This window comes from Citrobacter sp. MGH105 (genome assembly GCF_001037485.2).
GTDB classification, from domain to species: domain Bacteria; phylum Pseudomonadota; class Gammaproteobacteria; order Enterobacterales; family Enterobacteriaceae; genus Citrobacter; species Citrobacter portucalensis.
In genome coordinates this window covers 1511695-1531856 of the sequence record NZ_CP073048.1, presented here as the reverse complement: position 1 = coordinate 1531856, position 20162 = coordinate 1511695, and the positions used below count along the sequence as shown (strand labels likewise).

22 protein-coding genes are annotated in these 20162 nt (G+C 48.6%); 11 read left to right on the top strand and 11 right to left on the bottom strand.

What is annotated here, in order from left to right; all coding sequences use genetic code 11:
* Positions 1-48: 48 nt before the first annotated feature.
* Together xapA and SK35_RS07140 are read right to left on the bottom strand one after the other, a co-directional pair.
* The gene (gene xapA / locus SK35_RS07145) at positions 49-882 is read right to left on the bottom strand and encodes a xanthosine phosphorylase (protein ID WP_048215823.1); all 834 of its coding nucleotides are present in this window, start codon (positions 880-882) and stop codon (positions 49-51) included.
* A gap of 325 nt (positions 883-1207) precedes the next feature.
* Positions 1208-1477 (bottom strand): YdgH/BhsA/McbA-like domain containing protein, encoded by a 270-nt coding sequence (locus SK35_RS07140; RefSeq protein WP_048215822.1) that lies wholly within the window; start codon positions 1475-1477, stop codon positions 1208-1210.
* A gap of 205 nt (positions 1478-1682) precedes the next feature.
* On the opposite strand from SK35_RS07140, the gene SK35_RS07135 reads away from it, so the two are divergent.
* Entirely contained in the window at positions 1683-2333 is a 651-nt protein-coding gene (locus SK35_RS07135; protein ID WP_048215821.1) for a hypothetical protein, read from the top strand.
* 465 nt (positions 2334-2798) lie between these two features.
* Here the strand turns inward: SK35_RS07135 and SK35_RS07130 are convergent, their stop codons facing one another.
* Entirely contained in the window at positions 2799-3215 is a 417-nt protein-coding gene (locus SK35_RS07130) for a MerR family transcriptional regulator (RefSeq protein ID WP_048215820.1), read from the bottom strand.
* 465 nt (positions 3216-3680) lie between these two features.
* Between SK35_RS07130 and SK35_RS07125 the strand changes: the two genes are divergently transcribed.
* Genes SK35_RS07125 through SK35_RS07115 form a run of 3 tightly spaced genes read left to right on the top strand, consistent with a single transcriptional unit; the run spans position 3681 to position 4995 of the window.
* Positions 3681-4028: an SH3-like domain-containing protein gene (locus SK35_RS07125; RefSeq protein ID WP_053071036.1), complete on the top strand. Its 348-nt coding sequence runs from the start codon at positions 3681-3683 to the stop codon at positions 4026-4028.
* Entirely contained in the window at positions 4025-4660 is a 636-nt protein-coding gene (nthA, locus tag SK35_RS07120; RefSeq protein WP_048215819.1) for a nitrile hydratase subunit alpha, read from the top strand. The genes SK35_RS07125 and nthA overlap by 4 nt, the downstream gene beginning before the upstream one ends.
* Complete coding sequence (locus SK35_RS07115) at positions 4657-4995, top strand: SH3-like domain-containing protein (protein WP_048215818.1); 339 nt, start codon at positions 4657-4659, stop codon at positions 4993-4995. Before nthA ends, SK35_RS07115 begins: the two co-directional genes overlap by 4 nt.
* Before the next feature lie 117 nt (positions 4996-5112).
* Here the strand turns inward: SK35_RS07115 and SK35_RS07110 are convergent, their stop codons facing one another.
* The 3 genes from SK35_RS07110 to SK35_RS07100 all read right to left on the bottom strand — a co-directional run bounded on the left by SK35_RS07110 (position 5113) and on the right by SK35_RS07100 (position 8032).
* Positions 5113-5508, bottom strand: a complete 396-nt coding sequence (locus SK35_RS07110) for a DUF302 domain-containing protein (protein WP_048215817.1) — start codon at positions 5506-5508, stop codon at positions 5113-5115.
* 77 nt (positions 5509-5585) lie between these two features.
* Entirely contained in the window at positions 5586-6677 is a 1092-nt protein-coding gene (locus SK35_RS07105) for a YVTN family beta-propeller repeat protein (RefSeq protein WP_048215816.1), read from the bottom strand.
* Positions 6678-7105: 428 nt separating this feature from the next.
* Positions 7106-8032, bottom strand: a complete 927-nt coding sequence (locus SK35_RS07100) for a LysR family transcriptional regulator (RefSeq protein WP_032944140.1) — start codon at positions 8030-8032, stop codon at positions 7106-7108.
* 89 nt (positions 8033-8121) lie between these two features.
* On the opposite strand from SK35_RS07100, the gene SK35_RS07095 reads away from it, so the two are divergent.
* Entirely contained in the window at positions 8122-9120 is a 999-nt protein-coding gene (locus SK35_RS07095; protein ID WP_003038103.1) for a bile acid:sodium symporter family protein, read from the top strand.
* On the opposite strand, the gene SK35_RS07090 is transcribed toward SK35_RS07095, so the two are convergent.
* From SK35_RS07090 to zipA, 3 genes are all read right to left on the bottom strand, one after another.
* Complete coding sequence (locus tag SK35_RS07090; RefSeq protein ID WP_003038102.1) at positions 9117-9335, bottom strand: DUF3820 family protein; 219 nt, start codon at positions 9333-9335, stop codon at positions 9117-9119. The genes SK35_RS07095 and SK35_RS07090 overlap by 4 nt on opposite strands.
* Before the next feature lies 1 nt (position 9336).
* Positions 9337-11352, bottom strand: a complete 2016-nt coding sequence (ligA, locus tag SK35_RS07085; protein WP_048215815.1) for an NAD-dependent DNA ligase LigA — start codon at positions 11350-11352, stop codon at positions 9337-9339.
* A gap of 71 nt (positions 11353-11423) precedes the next feature.
* Complete coding sequence (gene zipA / locus SK35_RS07080; protein ID WP_048215814.1) at positions 11424-12437, bottom strand: cell division protein ZipA; 1014 nt, start codon at positions 12435-12437, stop codon at positions 11424-11426.
* Positions 12438-12667: 230 nt separating this feature from the next.
* On the opposite strand from zipA, the gene cysZ reads away from it, so the two are divergent.
* From cysZ to crr, 5 genes are all read left to right on the top strand, one after another.
* Positions 12668-13429, top strand: coding sequence for a sulfate transporter CysZ (cysZ, locus tag SK35_RS07075; RefSeq protein ID WP_057066948.1), 762 nt, complete (start codon positions 12668-12670; stop codon positions 13427-13429).
* Positions 13430-13592: 163 nt separating this feature from the next.
* Positions 13593-14564, top strand: coding sequence for a cysteine synthase A (gene cysK, locus SK35_RS07070; protein WP_003038091.1), 972 nt, complete (start codon positions 13593-13595; stop codon positions 14562-14564).
* A 383-nt stretch (positions 14565-14947) separates the two neighbouring features.
* The gene (ptsH, locus tag SK35_RS07065) at positions 14948-15205 is read left to right on the top strand and encodes a phosphocarrier protein Hpr (protein WP_002913505.1); all 258 of its coding nucleotides are present in this window, start codon (positions 14948-14950) and stop codon (positions 15203-15205) included.
* Between the two features lie 45 nt (positions 15206-15250).
* Positions 15251-16978 (top strand): phosphoenolpyruvate-protein phosphotransferase PtsI, encoded by a 1728-nt coding sequence (gene ptsI, locus SK35_RS07060; protein WP_008785405.1) that lies wholly within the window; start codon positions 15251-15253, stop codon positions 16976-16978.
* A gap of 40 nt (positions 16979-17018) precedes the next feature.
* Entirely contained in the window at positions 17019-17528 is a 510-nt protein-coding gene (gene crr / locus SK35_RS07055) for a PTS glucose transporter subunit IIA (protein ID WP_000522253.1), read from the top strand.
* 148 nt (positions 17529-17676) lie between these two features.
* Here the strand turns inward: crr and SK35_RS07050 are convergent, their stop codons facing one another.
* Positions 17677-17916, bottom strand: a complete 240-nt coding sequence (locus SK35_RS07050) for a hypothetical protein (protein WP_008785406.1) — start codon at positions 17914-17916, stop codon at positions 17677-17679.
* Positions 17913-18779: a pyridoxine/pyridoxal/pyridoxamine kinase gene (gene pdxK / locus SK35_RS07045; protein WP_048215813.1), complete on the bottom strand. Its 867-nt coding sequence runs from the start codon at positions 18777-18779 to the stop codon at positions 17913-17915. The genes SK35_RS07050 and pdxK overlap by 4 nt, the downstream gene beginning before the upstream one ends.
* 82 nt (positions 18780-18861) lie before the next feature.
* Here pdxK and ptsJ point away from each other — a divergent pair, with 82 nt between their 5' ends.
* Positions 18862-20154 carry a MocR-like B6 salvage transcription factor PtsJ gene (gene ptsJ / locus SK35_RS07040; RefSeq protein ID WP_048215812.1) on the top strand — a complete coding sequence of 431 codons (1293 nt, stop codon included), beginning with the start codon at positions 18862-18864 and terminating at the stop codon, positions 20152-20154.
* Positions 20155-20162 lie beyond the last annotated feature (8 nt).

Sequence of the window (20162 nt, the reverse complement as noted above, 5' to 3'; positions counted from 1 at the left end):
TCCTTGCCATAAAGTAAGACCCCGCAAGCGGGGTCATTTTTTAGTTATTCAGGCCAGTTTGCGCAAGAATCCGCAGATCAAATTGATGAAATTCTGCCGGGAGAGTTCCGCCGCAGCCAGCGTCTGCGCATGAGATAATTTAACATCACCCAGACCTTCCGCCAGGTTGGTGATGGCCGCCACCGCAACCACTTTCAAACCGCAGTGGCGCGCAGAGATAACTTCAGGCACCACCGACATCCCCACCACGTCACCACCGATAATTTGCATCATGCGGATTTCTGCCGCGGTTTCAAAGTTCGGCCCCGGATACGAGACAAAAACCCCTTCACTCAGCGGGAACCCTTCCTCAGCGGCAACAGTTTGCAGGATCGCACGGTAGTCAGCATCATAGGCATTCGCCAGTGAAAAGAATCGCTCACCAAAACGCTCATCGTTTGGCCCTACCATCGGCGTACCCGGCATCGTATTGATGTGATCGCTAAGCGCAACGAGGCTACCCGGTCCGACTTCGGGACGCAAAGAGCCTGCGGCATTGGTGCAAAACAGCAGCTCACAGCCCAGCAGTTTCAGCGTACGAATGGCATCCGTCATCACCGTCATACCGCGACCTTCATAGAAATGTCCACGTCCTTTCATACAGGCCACCGGAATTCCCGCCAGATTTCCCAACACCAGTTCACCAGCATGGCCGCGTACGGTACTCACCGGGAACCCTGGTAGTTTCTCGTAAGAGATGGCAACCGCATCCTCAATTTGATCCGCCAACGCCCCCAGGCCAGAGCCGAGGATAAAGGCTACGCGCGGCGTAAAATCCGGTTTGTAACCACGAATGATATCAGCGCTATACCAAGGATTTTGCGAGAAAAGAGAGTGGCTCATGAGATGTCCTTAATACTGAGTAATCGAAATAACGTAGCGTACCGCATTGTTATAGCGAGACTACGCAATCGATTACCAATACCGTTTATCCCGATAACCGATAGTAAATCGGTATAGATGGCATGTGCTAAATCGGCCTGAACTCACATTTTTTTTCTGCCAGAAATGGCAAGGAGTACCAACATATCTGGAATTCGTCAGACGAGTGGGCTGACAAAACCCGCCCTGAGAATGACTGACAAACATTTGTTGATTATTAATAAGCGAAAGCAGGTACAACAACGTGCTTTCGCTAATCAATAATTTAAATGGGGGAAACTGCTGTTTACTTCTTATAGAGTTCGCTGGTCACTACAGCCTGAGAACCATTGCCTATAGAAGAGAAGTTCTTAATAACAAAGAAATCAGCACCTTCTTTATCTGCCATTTTCGAAATTTTGTGCATACATTGATTCACCGTATTTTCCGTTACGGTGATTGACTTGACATGCTTTAAACTATTAGCTTCTTGTTGCGAGATTTCTGTAGCAGCAAGGGCAGACAGACTGAGAAAACATAAAGAAGCGGCCAATGATGTGACTAATGTCTTTTTCATAACTATCCTCATAACTTACATATTAATATTTGAGCGTCAAGATATACTCTTCACATAATATTGCAAACAAAAATCCTTCTATTTATAAAATAGACGAACCGACAAGAATTAAAGATTCATGAGCAGTGTAAACACTAAAACCATCCATATAATAATCAGGTTGAACTGCTTTTAATTATATTTTAATACTACAAAGGAGGAGTAAATGAAGTATGTTATATACAGTAACAATACATACCTCTCACTGGGTATTCAAGAGATAACCTCAAATATCAAAGAGTATGCAAATGAGCATTGCAATCCAACAGTAATGATTATGGACATATCCTCTATAGAATTGCTTGCCAACAAGGATATAGATTTCACACTATTCTGTGCCGCAGTAGTCTTCATAAATAAAGAAAGTGAAGCAAACTCGCTTCAGTACTTTAACCTCCCCTTCCCGATAAAGTTCATCCTGCTGACGTCACATGTCAACATGATATTAGATGAATTAACATTAATCTCACTATCATTAAGCAAAAGAGTATTTTGCAGCCAAATGACTGAAGAGCAATTGTCATGCAAGGCATTATTAACATTAAAGGAAAACATTGCCATCAGGATGTATTTTCGTGAAGAAAAGATCGTTACGATTAGTGAATATTTAAATTTAGGGTATAAAACATCCTATAACTATTGTAATAACGCACTTAAAACACTTGGGTTAAATTATAGCATTGACTCATACAATATAATAAAAGCGTTAGATCGCACGAGTAAATTCGCGGAGATAAAATTTAGTGAGATAAAATGTCTGGTGAGAACAAACTACTTAAAAACAATGATCTTTACAACATATAAATGGGATTTATAACGCACAGAAACTGATTAATACTCAAGGAAGTTCACATCGAGCAGTGCAGCCAGTGAGAATACCTCTTCAAACCAAAATGCCGAACACCCCAAAAAAAAGGAGGCAGTGACACCTCCATAAAAATAACATTTCACTCCAATAGTTAAAATAATATAAATGTATCTATTGGGAATACAATTATCTATAAAAAACATTATCACGCAACAACATTGACGACAAAACAATAAATTTAGGATTTGTCACTGGTAAATTCCATACTTTGCATAAAGCTGGATAAACCACCTAAAAAGCCAATCATTTCTAATATGAGTATTCTGAATTAATGTGAATCTGATCAGTTCAGCTTGCTACATCAATATTATTTTAATACGATTACATCGTAAACTTCGTAGCAACTTTTAGGGGAGTCCCCTCCCCTTTTTTTTTGAACATACATAACGTCGTAGACTATATATTAAAACCGGCCTAATTATTCAAGTTACTTCTTCCTTGTAAAATACTCATGAAATAATCTGATGTGTTAATTGTCGCCCCCCCATTAAGGGAGAATAAATCAACCACTTCATTAAGATTACTATATACTTTTTTCAAAGCCTGCATTTGCTTTTCTATATCATGCATTTTTTGCAGCGCTTGTAGTACCAGATCTGCAGTACAAAAGTCCCTACTATTGTAAAGGTCTATGAATTTCCCACATTCCTCCAGGGTAAACCCCATGCTTCGCATTTGACTTAGTAACATCAGCTCATCAAGATTTTTTTGTGAGTAACTACGATAGCCATTCTCTTTTCGTACAGGTGGTGTCAACAACCCTTTCTGTTCATAGAAACGGATTGTTTTACTTGTTAAGCCAGTTATTTTTGCTACATAGCTGATGTTCATGCCTACCCTTCATTCCCGTTCTATTAATTAGCACATTAACTATTTCATCCAGTTCTTAAAACCCTAAACTCTTACAAACTGCAGACTATACTTCGGAGTATAGTTGCTGATTTTTTATAGTGGAAATTAGCTAAAACATTTATTGCCTAAAGATATAACTAAACTATTAAGCTATTTTTTATACATGTAAATCAATCAATTAGCGTTTTATTTTTTCTACTCATAAGTGGAATGATATATACCACTTAACTTTCAAGAGAGTAACTCCAGTAAAAACAAAAAGTTAAAAAATGACTTATGCTTACTTGTTCAGTTTAATTTTCACGTCTACACTTTTTTGGCGTCCTTTTTATCAGTAACAAAATCATTTCCTTTATATATTATTACAGTGTAGATGTATTACACCCCCGATTAATGAAGACGAACTCTAGATAGCCACTTTTTCTGTAAAAGAGGAGTAAGGCAATGTCGGTTAAACCATGGAATATACCTACAACGGAGGTCATTTTTGCTCAGGGAGAGCAACCCATATTCAGGGTTGGTGACAAAGTCAGAATAGCGACAAGACAACCAGTAGGTCACTACCGAGTCCCCAGATATATTCGCGGCAAAGTGGGAACGATAGAAACGGTACTCGAACCAGTCGCTATCAACAATGAGCAAGAAGGCTTTGGTCGTAATGCAGGGGCAAAGCGTCACTATTATCGTATTGCATTTCCCTTAGCAGCAATCTGGCCAAATTACACCGGCTCGCAAAACGATGGATTAAGAATAGAAGTTTACGAAACATGGCTTGAGGATACTGAGTTATGAGTTTACATGAACATTCCCATGATGAAATCACTGAGGCTGGTGAGCCTAATTTTTATGAAGTAATGGAAATTGCTATTAGAGAGCTATTGACTGAAAAAGGTTACATCGGGGCTGACGAAATACGACGCCAGATTGAAGTCCTGGATTCACGCACTCCAGCGCTCGGTTCAAAAGTTATTGTGCGAGCATGGACCGATCCTGATTTCAAAAAAAGATTGCTCGAAAATGGACGTAGCGCCTGCGAAGAAATGGGTATTAGCTTCTATGACGACACACAGCTCATTGCGCTGGAGAATACAGCAAAGGTTCACAACCTTATCGTTTGCACGCTTTGCTCTTGCTACCCACGTCCTCTGCTTGGATTGCCTCCTGACTGGTATAAACAGAAACCTTATCGAGCGCGAGCAGTAAGCGAGCCCCGGGCCGTGTTAGCCGAATTTGGTACACAGATCCCGGATGATGTTGAAATTCGGGTCAGTGATTCGACGGCAATGGTTCGCTTTCTCGTTATTCCTCAACGGCCTGCAGGAACAGAGAAATACAGCAATGATGAACTTGCCGCTCTGGTAACACGTGATTCAATGATTGGCGTTGTCCATGCAATTACACCTGAACAAAGGAAAGTGTCATGACAAAAACAGCACACCTGGTCCAAAAACTTCCTAATGATATTGGTGGAGAATCTGCCGGACCAATCGTTCAGACAGAACATGAACTTGAACCCTGGGAAAAACGTTGTCATGCTTTAGCCGATGTTCTTGATTTCCATAAAATAATCAATACCGAAGAGAAACGTCGCGGCGTTGAAGCTCTCGGCGCGCAGATGATAACTGAACTGAGTTATTATGAGCGTTGGATAGTTGCATTCTCAAACATCTGCTTTGAAAAACAAATCTTAACGCCTGAAGAGTTGGCAATCAAAATGGATGCGGTAAAAGATAGATTTTCCGGGACACATTCCTGCTAATTTATCACTTTATGTTGAGGCGACGTTTCATAATAACATTGAAGATGCTTCAACGGCATAAGATCGCGAATATAAAATAACACTAAATATCCACGAGGTACTTAGTGTTATTTGCAATTAATTACCGGCTACTTCGTTAAGAAGGGTTGCCAGGATGCTAACTGGAGCAACAACATTATGTGCAACACCATAATCAATCTCCAGAACAGTACTTGCATCCTGATAATCTATATGGGTATCACCATTATCATCCTGCCAAATAACCACCCGTAGGGGTAACTCTATTGCCGCATGAGGATTTGCTTGCATGGCAGGAGTACCACCCTTTGGGTTACCAAACAGAAATAACATCGTCGGTCGCAGAGCAAGACCTACATCTGTTGCCGCTTGCTGTTGATCAACCTGCACAAAAATACGAATATTTTTAGCATTCAATACGCTGACGAGTCTGTTTACAGTATCATCAAAATTGAACTTACTAGGCAGCGTTTTTGTCCGCTCCGGCTTTCTCATCTGTCGTTCCTTTATTTATAGAATATTTATGAAAATACCCGCCAGCGAATGACGGGTATTGATAAATGCTAGCACAGTTATTTAGGCGTCACGTCAACAGAGCCCCAGCTAATACCATTTGGGTTGTTGTCTACCGGGAGCGTGTTCACTACCTTACGCTCATTAATGTCAATCATCGAGACAGAGTTTGCAAATGAGTTAGTTACGTAAGCATATTTGCCATTTTTATCGACAACCACGCCATGGGCCCCATTGCCAGTAGTGATAGTTTTCGCTACCGTAAGGCTTGCGATATCAATCATGTTTATTGTGTTACCCGGCTTGCTCTTCGAGCCCTGATTGGTTACCAGCATGCTTTTACCATCCGGAGTGCCAAACAGCTGGATTGGTACGGTACCGACATTAATTTTCTTCACAACTTTACGCGTTGCTGTATCAATCACCGCTACAGCGTCTTCACCAGACAGGGAAACAAACACCAGTTTTCCGTCCGGTGAGAAACCTACCTGGGCTGGCATTTTACCTAATGGGATCTGCGCGACTTCTTTATTACTGGCTGTATCAACAACGGATACCGAGCCCCCTTTCATATTCGCGATATAAACTTCTTTACCGTCAGGACTCACTCTGAGGCCATGAGGGAACTTACCTACATTAATTGTCGTTAGATTTTTCAAATGCTCTGCATCAATCACGCTGATGGTGTTATCTGCACTATTTGAGATATACGCCATTTTCCCATCAGGGGTGACGACAACATGCGCAGGGTGTGCGCCAACCTGAAGTTTTGCAATAACTGTATCATTCTCGGCATTAATAACCCAAACTTCGCCATGTTCCTTTTTGCCTGCATGAGAATCTTTGCCCATGTCCATCTTCTCAGAATGGGTATCTTTACTCATATCCATATGTTCAGAGCCTGATGAATGTGTCCCGTTAGCACCAAGGTTGGTTACCCAAACTGTTTTATTGTCTGGTGACACCTGAACGTTATGCGGCATTTTACCAACATGTACTTTATCTACAGTCTTTAAAGACGCAGCATCAAGTACATTAACTGAATCTGCACCTTCATTTGCTACATACACTCTGTCTGCTGCAAACGTATAACCAGACCATGCCAGCATACTAATTTGCATTGCAATTAAAATTTTATTTTTGCTTATCATCGCCGCCAATACCCCATTAGTTAAATATATTTACCGGATTAGTTTCAGCAACCAGCTATTGTAGGATTATTTAACATGTCACTAATATTACTCCATCGGGATCGTGTTAATTCTACCTATAACGAGTTACTGTATAAATTGCTTAGTCATTTCATTAATCAATCGCCATACATCATTGTATTAGATACTGCTATCCGTACTTGCGTATAAAGAGTATCAACCTTCCAGCAAGTGGAAGGTCAAGAAAAAAAGTAATAATTTAAAATAGCCTTACAAATCCGCAAGCTGAGCAATTGCCTAAGAATATCGCAGGAGAATTTATAAATATAAAGAGGTAGTCCGGTGCCGGGTAAAAATATAAAAGTTAACGATCAGTTCATCGATACTGAAAGCCAAACTTAACGACATGACAAACACCAGCCATATCGTTAAAGCTGGTACAAAGGATCCCGTGCCCGACCGGCGGTTAATTCACTGGCCTGCATCCGTACTACGTCCCACAGCGCCTGAGCCGCAGTCGATAAAGAACGATTTTTACGTCGTGCCAGCATCAATTGTCGTTCCACAACCGGCGTCAGGCGTTTAACCTGCAAATGGCTGCCCTGTGGCAGAGGAAGCGCCAGCGCAGGCAGCACGCTGATACCAATCCCCGCCTCAACCATCGGGAAAAGCGTGGCAGGGTGACCTATCTCTTGAACGATATTGGCCTCAATGGAAAAGTGAGCCAGCGCCGCATCAATCAACGGTCGACTGCCGGAAGCGTAATCCTGTAATACCAGGCGCTCATGATATAAATCCTGCCAATTTACCCATTCGCGTTGGGCTAGCGGATGATCCCCTCGACACAACAGCAGGAACGGTTCGGATAACACCGCTTCACACTGCAGATCGGTCACAGCACCTGGATCTATCACAATGCCAAAATCTACCTCGCCCTGACGAATACTCTCCAGCACCCACTGTTGCGGACGATCGTGCAGCACAAAATCGATTGCTGGATAAAGCTGATTACTCTGGGCAATACACTGTGGAATAAGGTGAGCAGATATTGTCTGGCTGGCGGCAACGCGCACCGTTCCGGTTAACTGCGTTCCCACCTGGCCTGCTTCACGCAGCGTGCTGTGCAGTTCATCCAGAATACGTTCCAGCCGCGCCGCCAACTGGTGCCCTGCTTCTGTCAGCACCACTTCCCGCGTTGTTCTATCTAACAACCGCACACCCGTCTGCCCTTCCAGCTCTTTAACGCTGTGGCTGACCGCAGACTGGCTTAAGCCAATGATATCCCCCGCCCGGCTAAAGCTTTTGGCCTGAGCGACGGTAACAAAGATACGGAGCTGACGCAGAGAGTAATTCATCTATTCGATTCATATATGGATGCAATAAATCAATTTTATTTCTCAAACAGAAAAACGCAAAATGTTCCTACCGAATTTCAGGAGCTTTTATGAAACTTTTTCGTATCCTTGATCCGTTCACGATAACGTTGATTACGGTCGTTTTACTGGCGTCCTTTTTCCCGGCCGAAGGTGGCTTTGTACCTTTCTTTGAAGGCTTAACCACCGCTGCCATTGCCCTACTGTTTTTTATGCACGGGGCGAAGCTTTCGCGTGAAGCCATTATTGCCGGCGGTAGTCACTGGCGTTTACATCTGTGGGTGATGTGCAGCACGTTTGTTGTTTTCCCGGTGCTGGGCGTTCTGTTCGCCTGGTGGGCACCGGTAAATGTTGACCCGATGCTGTACACCGGTTTCCTGTACCTGTGTATTTTGCCGGCCACGGTGCAGTCGGCAATCGCTTTTACGTCGCTGGCGGGGGGTAACGTTGCTGCCGCCGTGTGTTCCGCTTCGGCCTCCAGCCTGCTGGGTATTTTTCTCTCGCCGTTGCTGGTTGGCCTAGTAATGAATATGCATGGCGCAGAAGGCAGTCTGGAGCAGGTGGGGAAAATCATGCTGCAGCTGCTGCTGCCGTTCGTACTGGGACATCTTTCACGTCCGTGGATTGGTAACTGGGTGTCCCGACATAAAAAATGGATCGCCAAAACGGACCAATCCTCCATCTTGCTGGTGGTGTACTCCGCCTTCAGTGAAGCCGTGGTTAACGGGATCTGGCACAAAGTGGGGATTGGTTCGCTGCTGTTTATCGTGGTGGTCAGCATCGTATTGCTTGCAATCGTGATTGGCATCAACGTCTTTGTTGCGCGGAAATGCGGCTTCAACAAAGCCGATGAGATCACCATTGTCTTTTGCGGATCGAAAAAGAGCCTGGCGAATGGGATCCCAATGGCAAATATTCTGTTCCCGACGTCAGTGATAGGAATGATGGTGCTGCCGTTGATGATCTTCCATCAAATTCAGCTGATGGTGTGTGCCGTGCTGGCACGTCGCTACAAGCAACAAACAGACGCATTGCAGGCGCAGCAGAAAAGCCGCGCCGCAAAGGCTTAGAGCGGGCGTTTCAGGGGCTGCACCAGTTGCGTCAGCCCTTCAGTTTTAATCAGCAGCGTGATTTGCATCAGCTCGCCCAGTTTACCCGGCGGGAATTCATCCTTACGGGCAAACCACAGCAGATACTCTTCCGGGACATCAATCAGCCGACGCCCTTTATATTTGCCAAAGGGCATCACGGTGTTGGCGATTTCAACCAGCTGCTCTTTTTCCATCTCAGGCACCCAGTAAGCGGATCATTTCAGCTTCATCGATCACGGCAATACCCAGTTCCTGCGCTTTTGCCAGTTTCGAACCCGCCGCTTCGCCGGCAATAACCAGATCGGTTTTCTTCGACACGCTACCGGCTACTTTCGCGCCCAGTTCGGTCAACCGTGCTTTGGCGTCATCACGCGACATCAGGCTCAGGCTTCCGGTCAGCACCACCGTTTTGCCCGCGAAGGGGCTGTCGATTTCGTCAGCGTTGATGACCACCGGCGCAGGCCAGTGAATGCCCTGCGCCAGTAACTGGCCTATCACCTCGCGGTTGCTCTCTTCGGCAAAGAAATTAAACACGTGCGTCGCCACCACAATGCCGACATCCGGCACTTTTTGCAGCTCGTCAATAGAGGCCGCTTCCAGCGCTTCAAGCGTGCCGAAATACGCCGCCAGACCTGCGGCTGTGGCCTCGCCGACTTCACGAATGCCCAGCGCGTAGAGGAAACGGGCAAACGTCGTTTCTTTCGCTTTTTCCAGCGCATTCACCACATTTTGCGCCGATTTCGGCCCCATACGATCAAGACCGGTCAGCTTGCCTGCCGTCAGGGTGAAGAGATCTGCTGGCGTATGGACATACTCTTTCTCGACCAGTTGATCGATAATTTTGTCGCCCATACCGTCAACATCGAGCGCGCGGCGAGAAACAAAGTGTTTCAACGACTCCTTACGCTGTGCCCCGCAGATCAGGCCGCCAGTACAGCGAGCGACCGCTTCGCCTTCCACACGTTCAACATCAGACCCGCACACCGGACAATGCTGTGGAAACACAATTTCACGCGTCTCTTCCGGGCGCTCGGAAAGCACCACGTTGACGACCTGCGGGATCACATCGCCCGCCCGGCGAATAACGACTTTATCGCCAATACGCAACCCCAGACGATCGATTTCATCGGCATTATGCAGAGTGGCGTTACTGACCAGAACCCCGGCAACCTGAACCGGCTCAAGACGAGCGACGGGCGTAATCGCCCCGGTACGTCCGACCTGAAACTCAACATCGCGAACAAAGGTCATCTGCTCTTGCGCCGGGAACTTAAAGGCCACCGCCCAGCGCGGCGCGCGAGCGACAAAACCAAGTTGCTCCTGCAACGCCATAGAGTTGACTTTAATCACCACGCCGTCAATATCGAAGCCCAACATCGGTCGGTCTTCTTCAACCTTGTGATAGTAAGCGAGTACTTCCTCCGGCGAGTCACACAGCGCTACCCTGTCGCTTACCGGCAGTCCCCACTCTTTAAATTGCAGCAGACGGCCCAGGTGAGTATCAGGCAGCACGCCACCTTCCAGCACACCAACGCCATAGCAGAAGAAAGTAAGCGGTCGCTTCGCTGTAATACGTGGATCGAGCTGGCGCAATGACCCGGCCGCTGCGTTACGTGGGTTAGCAAACACTTTATTGCCAGTACGGCGGGCCTCTTCGTTAATTTTTTCAAATCCGGCCTGCGGCAGGAACACTTCACCGCGCACTTCCAGACGCGTCGGAATGTTATCGCCTCGCAGTTTTAATGGGATCGCACGGATGGTGCGCACGTTCGAGGTAATGTCCTCCCCCGTGGTACCATCACCACGCGTTGCGGCACTGACCAGCACTCCGTTTTCATACAGGATACTGACCGCCAGCCCGTCCAGCTTCAGTTCGCAGCACCAGGTTAGTTTGTCCGTACTCTTCAGTCTGTCCTGCACGCGCTTGTTGAAGGCGAGAAAACTCTCTTCATCAAACACGTTATCCAGCGACAGCATTGGCACTTCATGGCGAATCTGGCTGAACGCTGCTAACGGGGCGGCGCCAACACGCTGGGTTGGCGAGTCGGGGGTGATAAGTTCCGGATGCTGCGCTTCCAGCTCGCGCAGTTCACGCATCAGGCGATCATATTCCGCATCGGGAATTTCCGGCGCATCCATCACATGGTAGAGATACTCATGATGGCGAAGCGTGGTTCGCAGTTCTGTCAGTTGTTGTTCGATTGATTCCATATCGCACCATCAATGATAAAAAACCCCCGACAGGCGGGGGTTTAGCAAGGAGATGTCACGCCAGAGGAAAATCAGGCGCGAGATTCTTTAACTTCGCGGATGCGGTCCTGATACTCGCGCAGTTTCTGCGGCGTCATCATGCGACGTTGATCGTCGAGCACCACACCACCCACTTCATCGGCAATGTGCTGTGCGGACTGCAGCATCAGCTTAAAGTTTTGCAGCTCGTCACCGTAGGACGGAACCTGCATAAAAATAGTCACGCCAGGGGTGCTGAAATCACCCGTCATTTCGGGGTCAAACGTTCCTGGGTTAACCATATTGGCAAGGCTGAACAGCGAAGGACCGCTGCCATCCGGGCTCAAATGACGATGGAAAATATTCATATCGCCAAATTTAAAACCGGCTTGCTGAATGCTGTTGAGCAGCACTTCACCGTTGAGCTCACTACCGTGATGCGCCGCAACGTTCATAATAATGACCGCTTCTTTACGCTGCGGTTTTTCAGCAACAGGCGCTTCTTCAACTACCGGCTCAGGCTGCGGTTGATGTTCAACGGCAGGCTCTGCGGGCTGGAAAGCCTGCGGCGCAGGTTGCGGTGCTTGCTGCACGGGCTGCTGAACCTGCGGAGCAACGGGCTGATGCTGCATCGGCTGCTGCACAGGTTGTTGCTGAACAGGCTGATGCTGCACCGGCTGCTGCGGTTGTACAGGCTGCGGCTGCTGCTGAGCATGCGGCGGCGGTACCGGCGCTTGTGCAGGCTGCGGCGCGGGTTGACGCGGCTGAGCAGACGCATAAGGCGGCTGGTACTGGTGTTGCGGCGACTGAGGAGGAACACCATGTTCCTGCGCGTTACCGGGAGCATGATTCACACGATGAACGCGAACTTCGCCCACGCCTTCGTCTTCCTCGACGTTGTCGTCGAACGAATCCTCGTCTTCACGTTTAGACTTCATGCGTTTCAGTGGGCGATCGCGGAATATAGAAGACCGCTCTTTACGGCTAGTCCAAAAACCATGTACCAGTAAAGCGATTATGGCGATCGCGCCAACAATGATTAATATCAGACGCAAATCCTGCATCATTATATTCTCTGTTGTTCTAACACCTTGCCACCACGGCAAACATTTACTCACTAAGAGTATTTGTCGATTACGCCAAGTGCAAGTGCACTCTTGGCTTTCACGGCATAAAGATGAACAAAATTGTGCTTTTTGCTGTTTTTTCGAACATTTCTGAACAGCTTAACGCTCAACAACCCGGTAAGATACGCAAAGTTTACCAGAGCTTATATAACAAGGAGTATGTCCTGACCATGGTTTCATCATCTGCAGTCGTACCTCGCAGCGGCCTTTATTACTTTTCACAGGGATGGAAGCTCATCACCCAACCGGGCATTCGTCGCTTTGTCATCCTGCCTTTGCTGGTGAATATCCTGCTGATGGGCGGCGCATTCTGGTGGCTATTCACACAACTCGATAGCTGGATCCCCGCGCTGATGAGTCACGTCCCTGACTGGCTTCAGTGGCTCAGCTACTTGCTGTGGCCGATTGTCACTATCTCCGTACTACTGGTGTTCGGCTACCTGTTTTCCACCATAGCCAACTGGATTGCCGCGCCGTTTAACGGTCTGCTGGCTGAACAACTGGAAGCACGCTTAACGGGCGCAACACCGCCTGATACCGGCGTTCTCGGCATCATGAAAGATGTTCCCCGTATCATGAAACGTGAATGGCAAAAGCTGGCGTGGTATCTCCCGCGCGCCGTCGTGTTGCTGATCCTCTATTTTATTCCGGGTATTGGTCAGACCGTCGCCCCAGTGCTGTGGTTCCTGTTCAGCGCGTGGATGCTGGCCATTCAGTACTGCGATTATCCGTTTGATAACCATAAGGTGCCTTTTAAGGAGATGCGCGTCGCGCTGCGCACACGCAAGGTCACCAATATGCAATTTGGCGCATTGACCAGCCTGTTCACCATGATTCCGGTGCTCAATCTGTTCATCATGCCGGTCGCGGTTTGTGGTGCCACGGCGATGTGGGTAGACTGCTATCGTGCTAAGCACGCGTTATGGAAGTAATGCAAAAATGTGTAAAAGCGGGCTGGCTTATGCCCGCTCTTATTCCATACTGCAACGCATTATTTCCTGGTGGCATATAGATATACGAATTCCTTACTTCCCCATACTTGCTCAACAGGTATGCTGAAGCGGTATCCCAATTTCATACAGTTAAGGACAGGCCATGAGTAAGATTTTTGAAGACAACTCGCTGACTATCGGTCATACGCCGCTGGTTCGACTGAACCGTATCGGTAACGGACGCATTCTGGCGAAGGTGGAATCACGCAACCCAAGCTTTAGCGTCAAATGCCGTATCGGTGCCAACATGATTTGGGATGCCGAAAAACGTGGTGTACTGAAACCGGGTGTAGAGCTGGTCGAACCAACCAGCGGCAACACAGGGATTGCGCTGGCCTACGTTGCCGCAGCTCGCGGCTACAAACTGACTCTGACCATGCCTGAAACCATGAGCATTGAGCGCCGCAAGCTCTTAAAAGCGCTGGGCGCGAACCTGGTGCTGACCGAAGGCGCAAAAGGTATGAAGGGCGCGATTCAGAAAGCGGAAGAAATTGTGGCCAGCGATCCGGAAAAATTCCTGCTGCTGCAGCAGTTCAGCAACCCGGCAAACCCGGAAATCCACGAAAAAACTACCGGCCCGGAAATCTGGGAAGATACCGATGGCCAGGTTGATGTCTTTATTTCCGGCGTCGGTACCGGCGGTACGTTGACTGGTGTGACCCGTTACATTAAAGGCACTAAAGGCAAAACCGATCTGATCACCGTCGCGGTTGAACCTACCGACTCCCCGGTTATCGCCCAGGCGCTGGCAGGTGAAGAACTCAAACCAGGCCCGCATAAAATTCAGGGCATTGGCGCAGGCTTTATTCCGGGCAACCTTGATCTGAAGCTTATCGATAAAGTCGTTGCCATCACTAATGATGAAGCTATTTCTACTGCGCGTCGTCTGATGGAAGAAGAAGGTATTCTGGCTGGGATCTCTTCCGGTGCTGCGGTTGCTGCCGCGCTTAAGCTCCAGGAAGATGAAACCTTTACCAATAAGAATATAGTGGTTATTCTACCGTCATCGGGTGAGCGTTATCTGAGCACTGCACTGTTTGCCGATCTCTTTACAGAGAAAGAACTGCAACAGTAGTGCCAGCATGTTAAAAACGCGTAAAAAAGCACCCTTTTGGGTGCTTTTTTGTGGCCTGCTTCAAAGTTTCAACTCTCCTGGCATTGATTCAACCCGCCGGAACTGGTATTTAACCAAGCTAATTATTTTGATGCGCGAAATTAATCGTTACAGGAAAAGCGCTAGCTGAATCGATTTTATGATTTGGTTCAACTCTTCCTTTCGCTGCATAATGTTTAATGACGAACGAAACGTCAGCGGCAAGAAGTTGCCAGCAACGGATTGCACCGAACTCCTTTTGTGTCGCGTCCAGTTTACGCCGATGCTAACAATACAGGCTAAAGTTGAGCCGCCAGGCTAGACTTTAGTTCCACAACACTAAACCTATAAGTTGGGGAAATATAATGTTCCAGCAAGAAGTTACCATTACCGCTCCGAACGGTCTGCATACTCGCCCTGCTGCTCAGTTTGTTAAAGAAGCAAAAGGCTTTACTTCTGAAATTACTGTGACTTCCAACGGCAAAAGCGCTAGCGCCAAAAGCCTGTTTAAACTGCAGACTCTGGGCCTGACTCAGGGTACCGTTGTCACCCTGTCCGCAGAAGGTGAAGACGAGCAGAAAGCAGTTGAGCATCTGGTTAAACTGATGGCTGAACTCGAGTAAGTTCAACGAGTTCTTTTAAATATCAGTCACAAGTAAGGTAGGGTTATGATTTCAGGCATTTTAGCATCCCCGGGTATCGCTTTCGGTAAAGCATTGCTGCTGAAAGAAGACGAGATCGTCATTGACCGGAAAAAAATTTCTGCCGACAAGGTTGATCAGGAAGTTGAACGTTTTCTGAGCGGTCGTGCCAAGGCATCTGCGCAACTGGAAGCGATCAAAACCAAAGCTGGTGAAACGTTCGGTGAAGAAAAAGAAGCCATCTTTGAAGGGCATATCATGCTGCTCGAAGATGAGGAGCTGGAGCAGGAAATCATAGCCCTGATTAAAGATAAGCACATGACGGCTGATGCAGCTGCGCATGAAGTTATCGAAGGTCAGGCCACAGCCCTGGAAGAGCTGGATGATGAATACCTGAAAGAACGTGCGGCTGACGTACGTGACATCGGTAAACGCCTGCTGCGTAACATTCTGGGTCTGGCAATTATCGACCTAAGCGCTATCCAGGACGAAGTTATCCTGGTTGCCGCAGACCTGACCCCGTCAGAAACCGCACAGCTGAACCTGAACAAGGTGCTGGGTTTCATCACTGACGCGGGCGGACGTACTTCCCATACCTCTATCATGGCGCGTTCTCTGGAACTGCCTGCTATCGTAGGTACGGGTAGCGTAACCTCTCAGGTGAAAAACGACGACTATCTGATTCTGGATGCCGTAAACAATCAGGTTTACGTCAATCCGACCAACGACGTTATTGAGCAACTGCGTGCCGTTCAGGAGCAGGTTGCAACCGAGAAAGCGGAACTCGCTAAGCTGAAAGATCTGCCGGCTATCACGCTGGACGGTCACCAGGTTGAAGTTTGCGCCAACATCGGTACCGTTCGTGACGTTGAAGGCGCCGAGCGTAACGGCGCTGAAGGTGTGGGTCTGTACCGCACCGAATTCCTGTTCATGGACCGTGAGTCGCTGCCAACTGAAGAAGAACAGTTTGCTGCGTATAAAGCCGTTGCTGAAGCCTGTGGCTCTCAGGCGGTCATCGTCCGTACCATGGACATCGGCGGCGATAAAGAGCTGCCGTACATGAACTTCCCGAAAGAAGAGAACCCGTTCCTGGGCTGGCGAGCTGTGCGTATCGCCATGGATCGTAAAGAGATCCTGCGTGACCAGGTTCGCGCTATTCTGCGCGCCTCTGCTTTCGGCAAACTGCGCATCATGTTCCCAATGATCATCTCTGTTGAAGAAGTGCGTGCACTGCGCAAAGAGATCGAAATCTACAAACAGGAACTGCGCGACGAAGGTAAAGCATTTGACGAAAGCATTGAGATTGGCGTGATGGTGGAAACACCAGCTGCGGCAACAATTGCGCGTCATTTAGCCAAAGAAGTTGATTTCTTTAGTATCGGCACCAATGATTTAACGCAGTACACCCTGGCAGTTGACCGTGGTAATGATATGATTTCACACCTTTACCAACCGATGTCGCCATCTGTGCTGACGCTGATCAAGCAAGTTATTGATGCTTCTCATGCTGAAGGCAAATGGACTGGCATGTGTGGTGAGCTTGCAGGCGACGAACGTGCTACACTTCTGTTGCTGGGGATGGGTCTGGACGAATTCTCTATGAGCGCCATTTCTATCCCGCGCATTAAGAAGATTATCCGTAACACGAACTTCGAAGATGCGAAGGTGTTAGCAGAGCAGGCTCTTGCTCAACCGACAACGGACGAGTTAATGACGCTGGTTAACAAGTTCATTGAAGAAAAAACAATCTGCTAATCCACGAGATGCGGCCCAATTTACTGCTTAGGAGAAGATCATGGGTTTGTTCGATAAACTGAAATCTCTGGTTTCTGATGATAAGAAAGACACCGGAACTATTGAGATCGTTGCTCCGCTCTCTGGCGAGATCGTCAACATCGAAGACGTGCCGGATGTAGTTTTTGCTGAAAAAATCGTTGGTGATGGCATTGCTATCAAACCAACCGGTAACAAAATGGTTGCCCCTGTTGATGGCACCATCGGCAAAATCTTTGAAACCAACCACGCTTTCTCTATCGAATCCGACAGCGGCATTGAGCTGTTTGTTCACTTCGGTATTGATACCGTTGAACTGAAAGGCGAAGGCTTCAAACGCATCGCTGAAGAAGGTCAGCGCGTGAAAGTGGGCGACCCGGTTATTGAATTCGATCTGCCGCTGCTGGAAGAAAAAGCCAAGTCTACCCTGACTCCGGTTGTTATCTCCAACATGGACGAAATCAAAGAGCTGATCAAACTGTCCGGTAGCGTGACAGTGGGTGAGACTCCGGTTATCCGCATCAAGAAGTAATTCTTTTTGCAGAGAAAGATGGCGCCATCAGGCGCCATTTTTTTTATCTGATGGATATCAAAACCCTGCCGGATGGCGCTACGCTTATCCGGCCTACAGCAAACTCCGTAACGTAGGCCGGATAAGACGTTCTCGTCGCCATCCGGCATTAAATCTGTGAGGTGACCGGTCGGTAACACGCCTCGCGCATCAGAATCTTCATCCCTTCCGGCCCGCTTTCCAGCATCCGTCGCTCCGAGTCTGCCACTAACAATTCACAGTCGTAGCCACCCGCAATACCAAACATGGCCCGCGCTACACAGATATCTTCCAGCGCTGCTGCCCCGTTGGTGTCAAAATGTCCAACCATACGCCCATTCTGGCGAACTACCAGCCGGTAACTCTTCATCGCGCCTCCCCTGCCGGTGGCAGAATTAATTCATCACAACCGCACTGATGCGTCCAGCTCATTACGTCCAGTACGCGCTGCGCGGCATCGTATGCTGCCGTAGTCAGCGCTTTCCCCAGCACAATGCCGCTCGCCAGTTCAGCACAGAACAGATCGCCGGTGCCTTTTAAATCCGTCTTCACCCGCGGGTGAGCGAACACCTCAACCGTTTCAGCCGTCACCACCGCAACGTTAATAATCTCTTCGGTATCCCCCGGCGCGCTGGTAATTACCACCCATTTCAGGGTGTCAGTGAGCAGTGATTGTGCCGCCGTAATGGCTTCATCAAGCGTTCGACACGGCTTTCCGCTCAGCATTTGCAGCTCGAACACGTTCGGCGTCAGCCCCTGCGCCAGCGGCAGCAGGTGCTGACGATAAGCCTCCGGGATTTCGGCTTTGACATACATACCGCTATCCGTATCGCCAATCACGGGGTCGACCAAAATGCACAGGTCCGGATGCGTTGCCCGAACGGTTTCCAGCCACTGTGCCAGCAAGGCGATTTGCTCTGCGCTGCCCATGTATCCTGTAGTCACCGCCTTCAGCTCGCGCAGAGCATCACGCTCATTTAAGGCGCGGAGATAACCGCTAAACCACTCGGCCGGAATAACGCCGCCATAAAAGGTTTCATAATGCGGGGTGTTACTGAACAGTACCGTGGGTACTGCCGTCACGCGTAATCCCTGCGCTTTAATAGCCGGAACAGCGATACTGTTGCCTACGCTGCCATATACCACCTGTGACTGGACGGCGACAATATCGGTCTGTAATGCCCGATGCTTATCGTCGAAGAGCACTGACTGAATATCACTCCCCTGCTCCATAAATTTCTCCTCTCGCTGGACAGCGCGCTTACGCCTCACTATTATCGTCATATGCTAAAATTCATTTTGTCATAGGTCAATAATGATCGACGGAAAAACCGCTAACGAAATTTTTGACAGTATCCGTCAACATGTCGCTACAGGCACGCTGGCAGCGGGAGAAACGTTGCCACCAGTGCGGGAACTGGCAACGGAATTAAACGTGAACCGCAATACTGTCGCGGCGGCTTACAAACGCCTGGTCACCTCCGGGTTGGCGCAGAGCCTGGGACGCAACGGCACGGTGATTAAGGGGATTAATGCCCCGGTTGCGCTGGAAGGTGGTAATCCGGATACCCCGCTTGTCGATCTTTCCGGCGGGAATCCAGCGCCCTCGCGTCTTCCTGACCTGAGTAGTTATTTCGCAAAGGTAAATAAGAATCCGCGTTTGTACGGCGATGCCGCTGTGTCACCAGGGCTTAAGGTATGGGCATCACAATGGATGCAAAATGCAATGCCCGGCAAAGGGGAAATTGATATCACCAGCGGCGCTATTGATGCTATCGAACGGCTACTGTGCGCCCATTTACTGCCTGGTGATAGCGTTGTCGTAGAAGATCCATGCTTTTTGAGCAGCATCAACATGCTGCGTTATGCTGGTTTCTCCGCCAGTCCGGCCAATGTTGACCACGAAGGCATGCTGCCGGACCAACTGGAACTCGCGCTACAGAAAGGCGCGCGGGCGGTAATTCTGACACCGCGCGCGCATAACCCCACAGGATGCAGCCTGAGCGCCTCACGCGCGGCGCAATTGCAGGAAATCCTGGCCCGCTATCCGCAGACGCTGGTGATCGTCGACGACCACTTTGCGCTGCTATCTGCTTGCCACTGGTATCCGGTGATTGCGAAGGAAACCACGCATTGGGCGATTGTCCGTTCGATGTCGAAAACCTTAGGCCCGGATTTACGCCTGGCCATCGTAGCCAGCGATCCCGTCACATCCGGGAAACTGCGTTTACGGCTCAACTCCGGTAGTCAGTGGGTCAGCCATCTGCTGCAGGATTTAGCCTGCGCGTGCCTGAGTGACGAGACATATCAACACACACTGGCACAAACGCAGCAGTTTTACGCCGTCCAGCAGCAAAAGCTGAATTCGGCTCTGCGCCAACATGGCATTGAACTGCCCGTCGGTGACGGTCTGAATCTGTGGTTACCGCTGGCAGATCACAGTCAGGAGATCGCTTTTGCGCTGGCAAAGTCCGGCTGGCTGGTGCGGGAAGGCGAAGTGTTCGGCGTCAATACGCCTGCACACGGTTTACGCATTACGCTGTCAACATTAGAAGACAGCGACATTGATAAGCTGGCGGTTGATATTCATCAGGCGCTAAAGCGCTAACAGGAGAG

What these genes read in the sequence shown, in the direction of transcription:
- xapA (WP_048215823.1), bottom strand. Translation starts at nt 882, where the DNA reads ATGAGCCACTCTCTTTTCTCGCAAAATCCTTGGTATAGCGCTGATATC.
- SK35_RS07140 (WP_048215822.1), bottom strand. Translation starts at nt 1,477, where the DNA reads ATGAAAAAGACATTAGTCACATCATTGGCCGCTTCTTTATGTTTTCTC.
- SK35_RS07135 (WP_048215821.1), top strand. Translation starts at nt 1,683, where the DNA reads ATGAAGTATGTTATATACAGTAACAATACATACCTCTCACTGGGTATT.
- SK35_RS07130 (WP_048215820.1), bottom strand. Translation starts at nt 3,215, where the DNA reads ATGAACATCAGCTATGTAGCAAAAATAACTGGCTTAACAAGTAAAACA.
- SK35_RS07125 (WP_053071036.1), top strand. Translation starts at nt 3,681, where the DNA reads ATGTCGGTTAAACCATGGAATATACCTACAACGGAGGTCATTTTTGCT.
- nthA (WP_048215819.1), top strand. Translation starts at nt 4,025, where the DNA reads ATGAGTTTACATGAACATTCCCATGATGAAATCACTGAGGCTGGTGAG.
- SK35_RS07115 (WP_048215818.1), top strand. Translation starts at nt 4,657, where the DNA reads ATGACAAAAACAGCACACCTGGTCCAAAAACTTCCTAATGATATTGGT.
- SK35_RS07110 (WP_048215817.1), bottom strand. Translation starts at nt 5,508, where the DNA reads ATGAGAAAGCCGGAGCGGACAAAAACGCTGCCTAGTAAGTTCAATTTT.
- SK35_RS07105 (WP_048215816.1), bottom strand. Translation starts at nt 6,677, where the DNA reads ATGATAAGCAAAAATAAAATTTTAATTGCAATGCAAATTAGTATGCTG.
- SK35_RS07100 (WP_032944140.1), bottom strand. Translation starts at nt 8,032, where the DNA reads ATGAATTACTCTCTGCGTCAGCTCCGTATCTTTGTTACCGTCGCTCAG.
- SK35_RS07095 (WP_003038103.1), top strand. Translation starts at nt 8,122, where the DNA reads ATGAAACTTTTTCGTATCCTTGATCCGTTCACGATAACGTTGATTACG.
- SK35_RS07090 (WP_003038102.1), bottom strand. Translation starts at nt 9,335, where the DNA reads ATGGAAAAAGAGCAGCTGGTTGAAATCGCCAACACCGTGATGCCCTTT.
- ligA (WP_048215815.1), bottom strand. Translation starts at nt 11,352, where the DNA reads ATGGAATCAATCGAACAACAACTGACAGAACTGCGAACCACGCTTCGC.
- zipA (WP_048215814.1), bottom strand. Translation starts at nt 12,437, where the DNA reads ATGATGCAGGATTTGCGTCTGATATTAATCATTGTTGGCGCGATCGCC.
- cysZ (WP_057066948.1), top strand. Translation starts at nt 12,668, where the DNA reads ATGGTTTCATCATCTGCAGTCGTACCTCGCAGCGGCCTTTATTACTTT.
- cysK (WP_003038091.1), top strand. Translation starts at nt 13,593, where the DNA reads ATGAGTAAGATTTTTGAAGACAACTCGCTGACTATCGGTCATACGCCG.
- ptsH (WP_002913505.1), top strand. Translation starts at nt 14,948, where the DNA reads ATGTTCCAGCAAGAAGTTACCATTACCGCTCCGAACGGTCTGCATACT.
- ptsI (WP_008785405.1), top strand. Translation starts at nt 15,251, where the DNA reads ATGATTTCAGGCATTTTAGCATCCCCGGGTATCGCTTTCGGTAAAGCA.
- crr (WP_000522253.1), top strand. Translation starts at nt 17,019, where the DNA reads ATGGGTTTGTTCGATAAACTGAAATCTCTGGTTTCTGATGATAAGAAA.
- SK35_RS07050 (WP_008785406.1), bottom strand. Translation starts at nt 17,916, where the DNA reads ATGAAGAGTTACCGGCTGGTAGTTCGCCAGAATGGGCGTATGGTTGGA.
- pdxK (WP_048215813.1), bottom strand. Translation starts at nt 18,779, where the DNA reads ATGGAGCAGGGGAGTGATATTCAGTCAGTGCTCTTCGACGATAAGCAT.
- ptsJ (WP_048215812.1), top strand. Translation starts at nt 18,862, where the DNA reads ATGATCGACGGAAAAACCGCTAACGAAATTTTTGACAGTATCCGTCAA.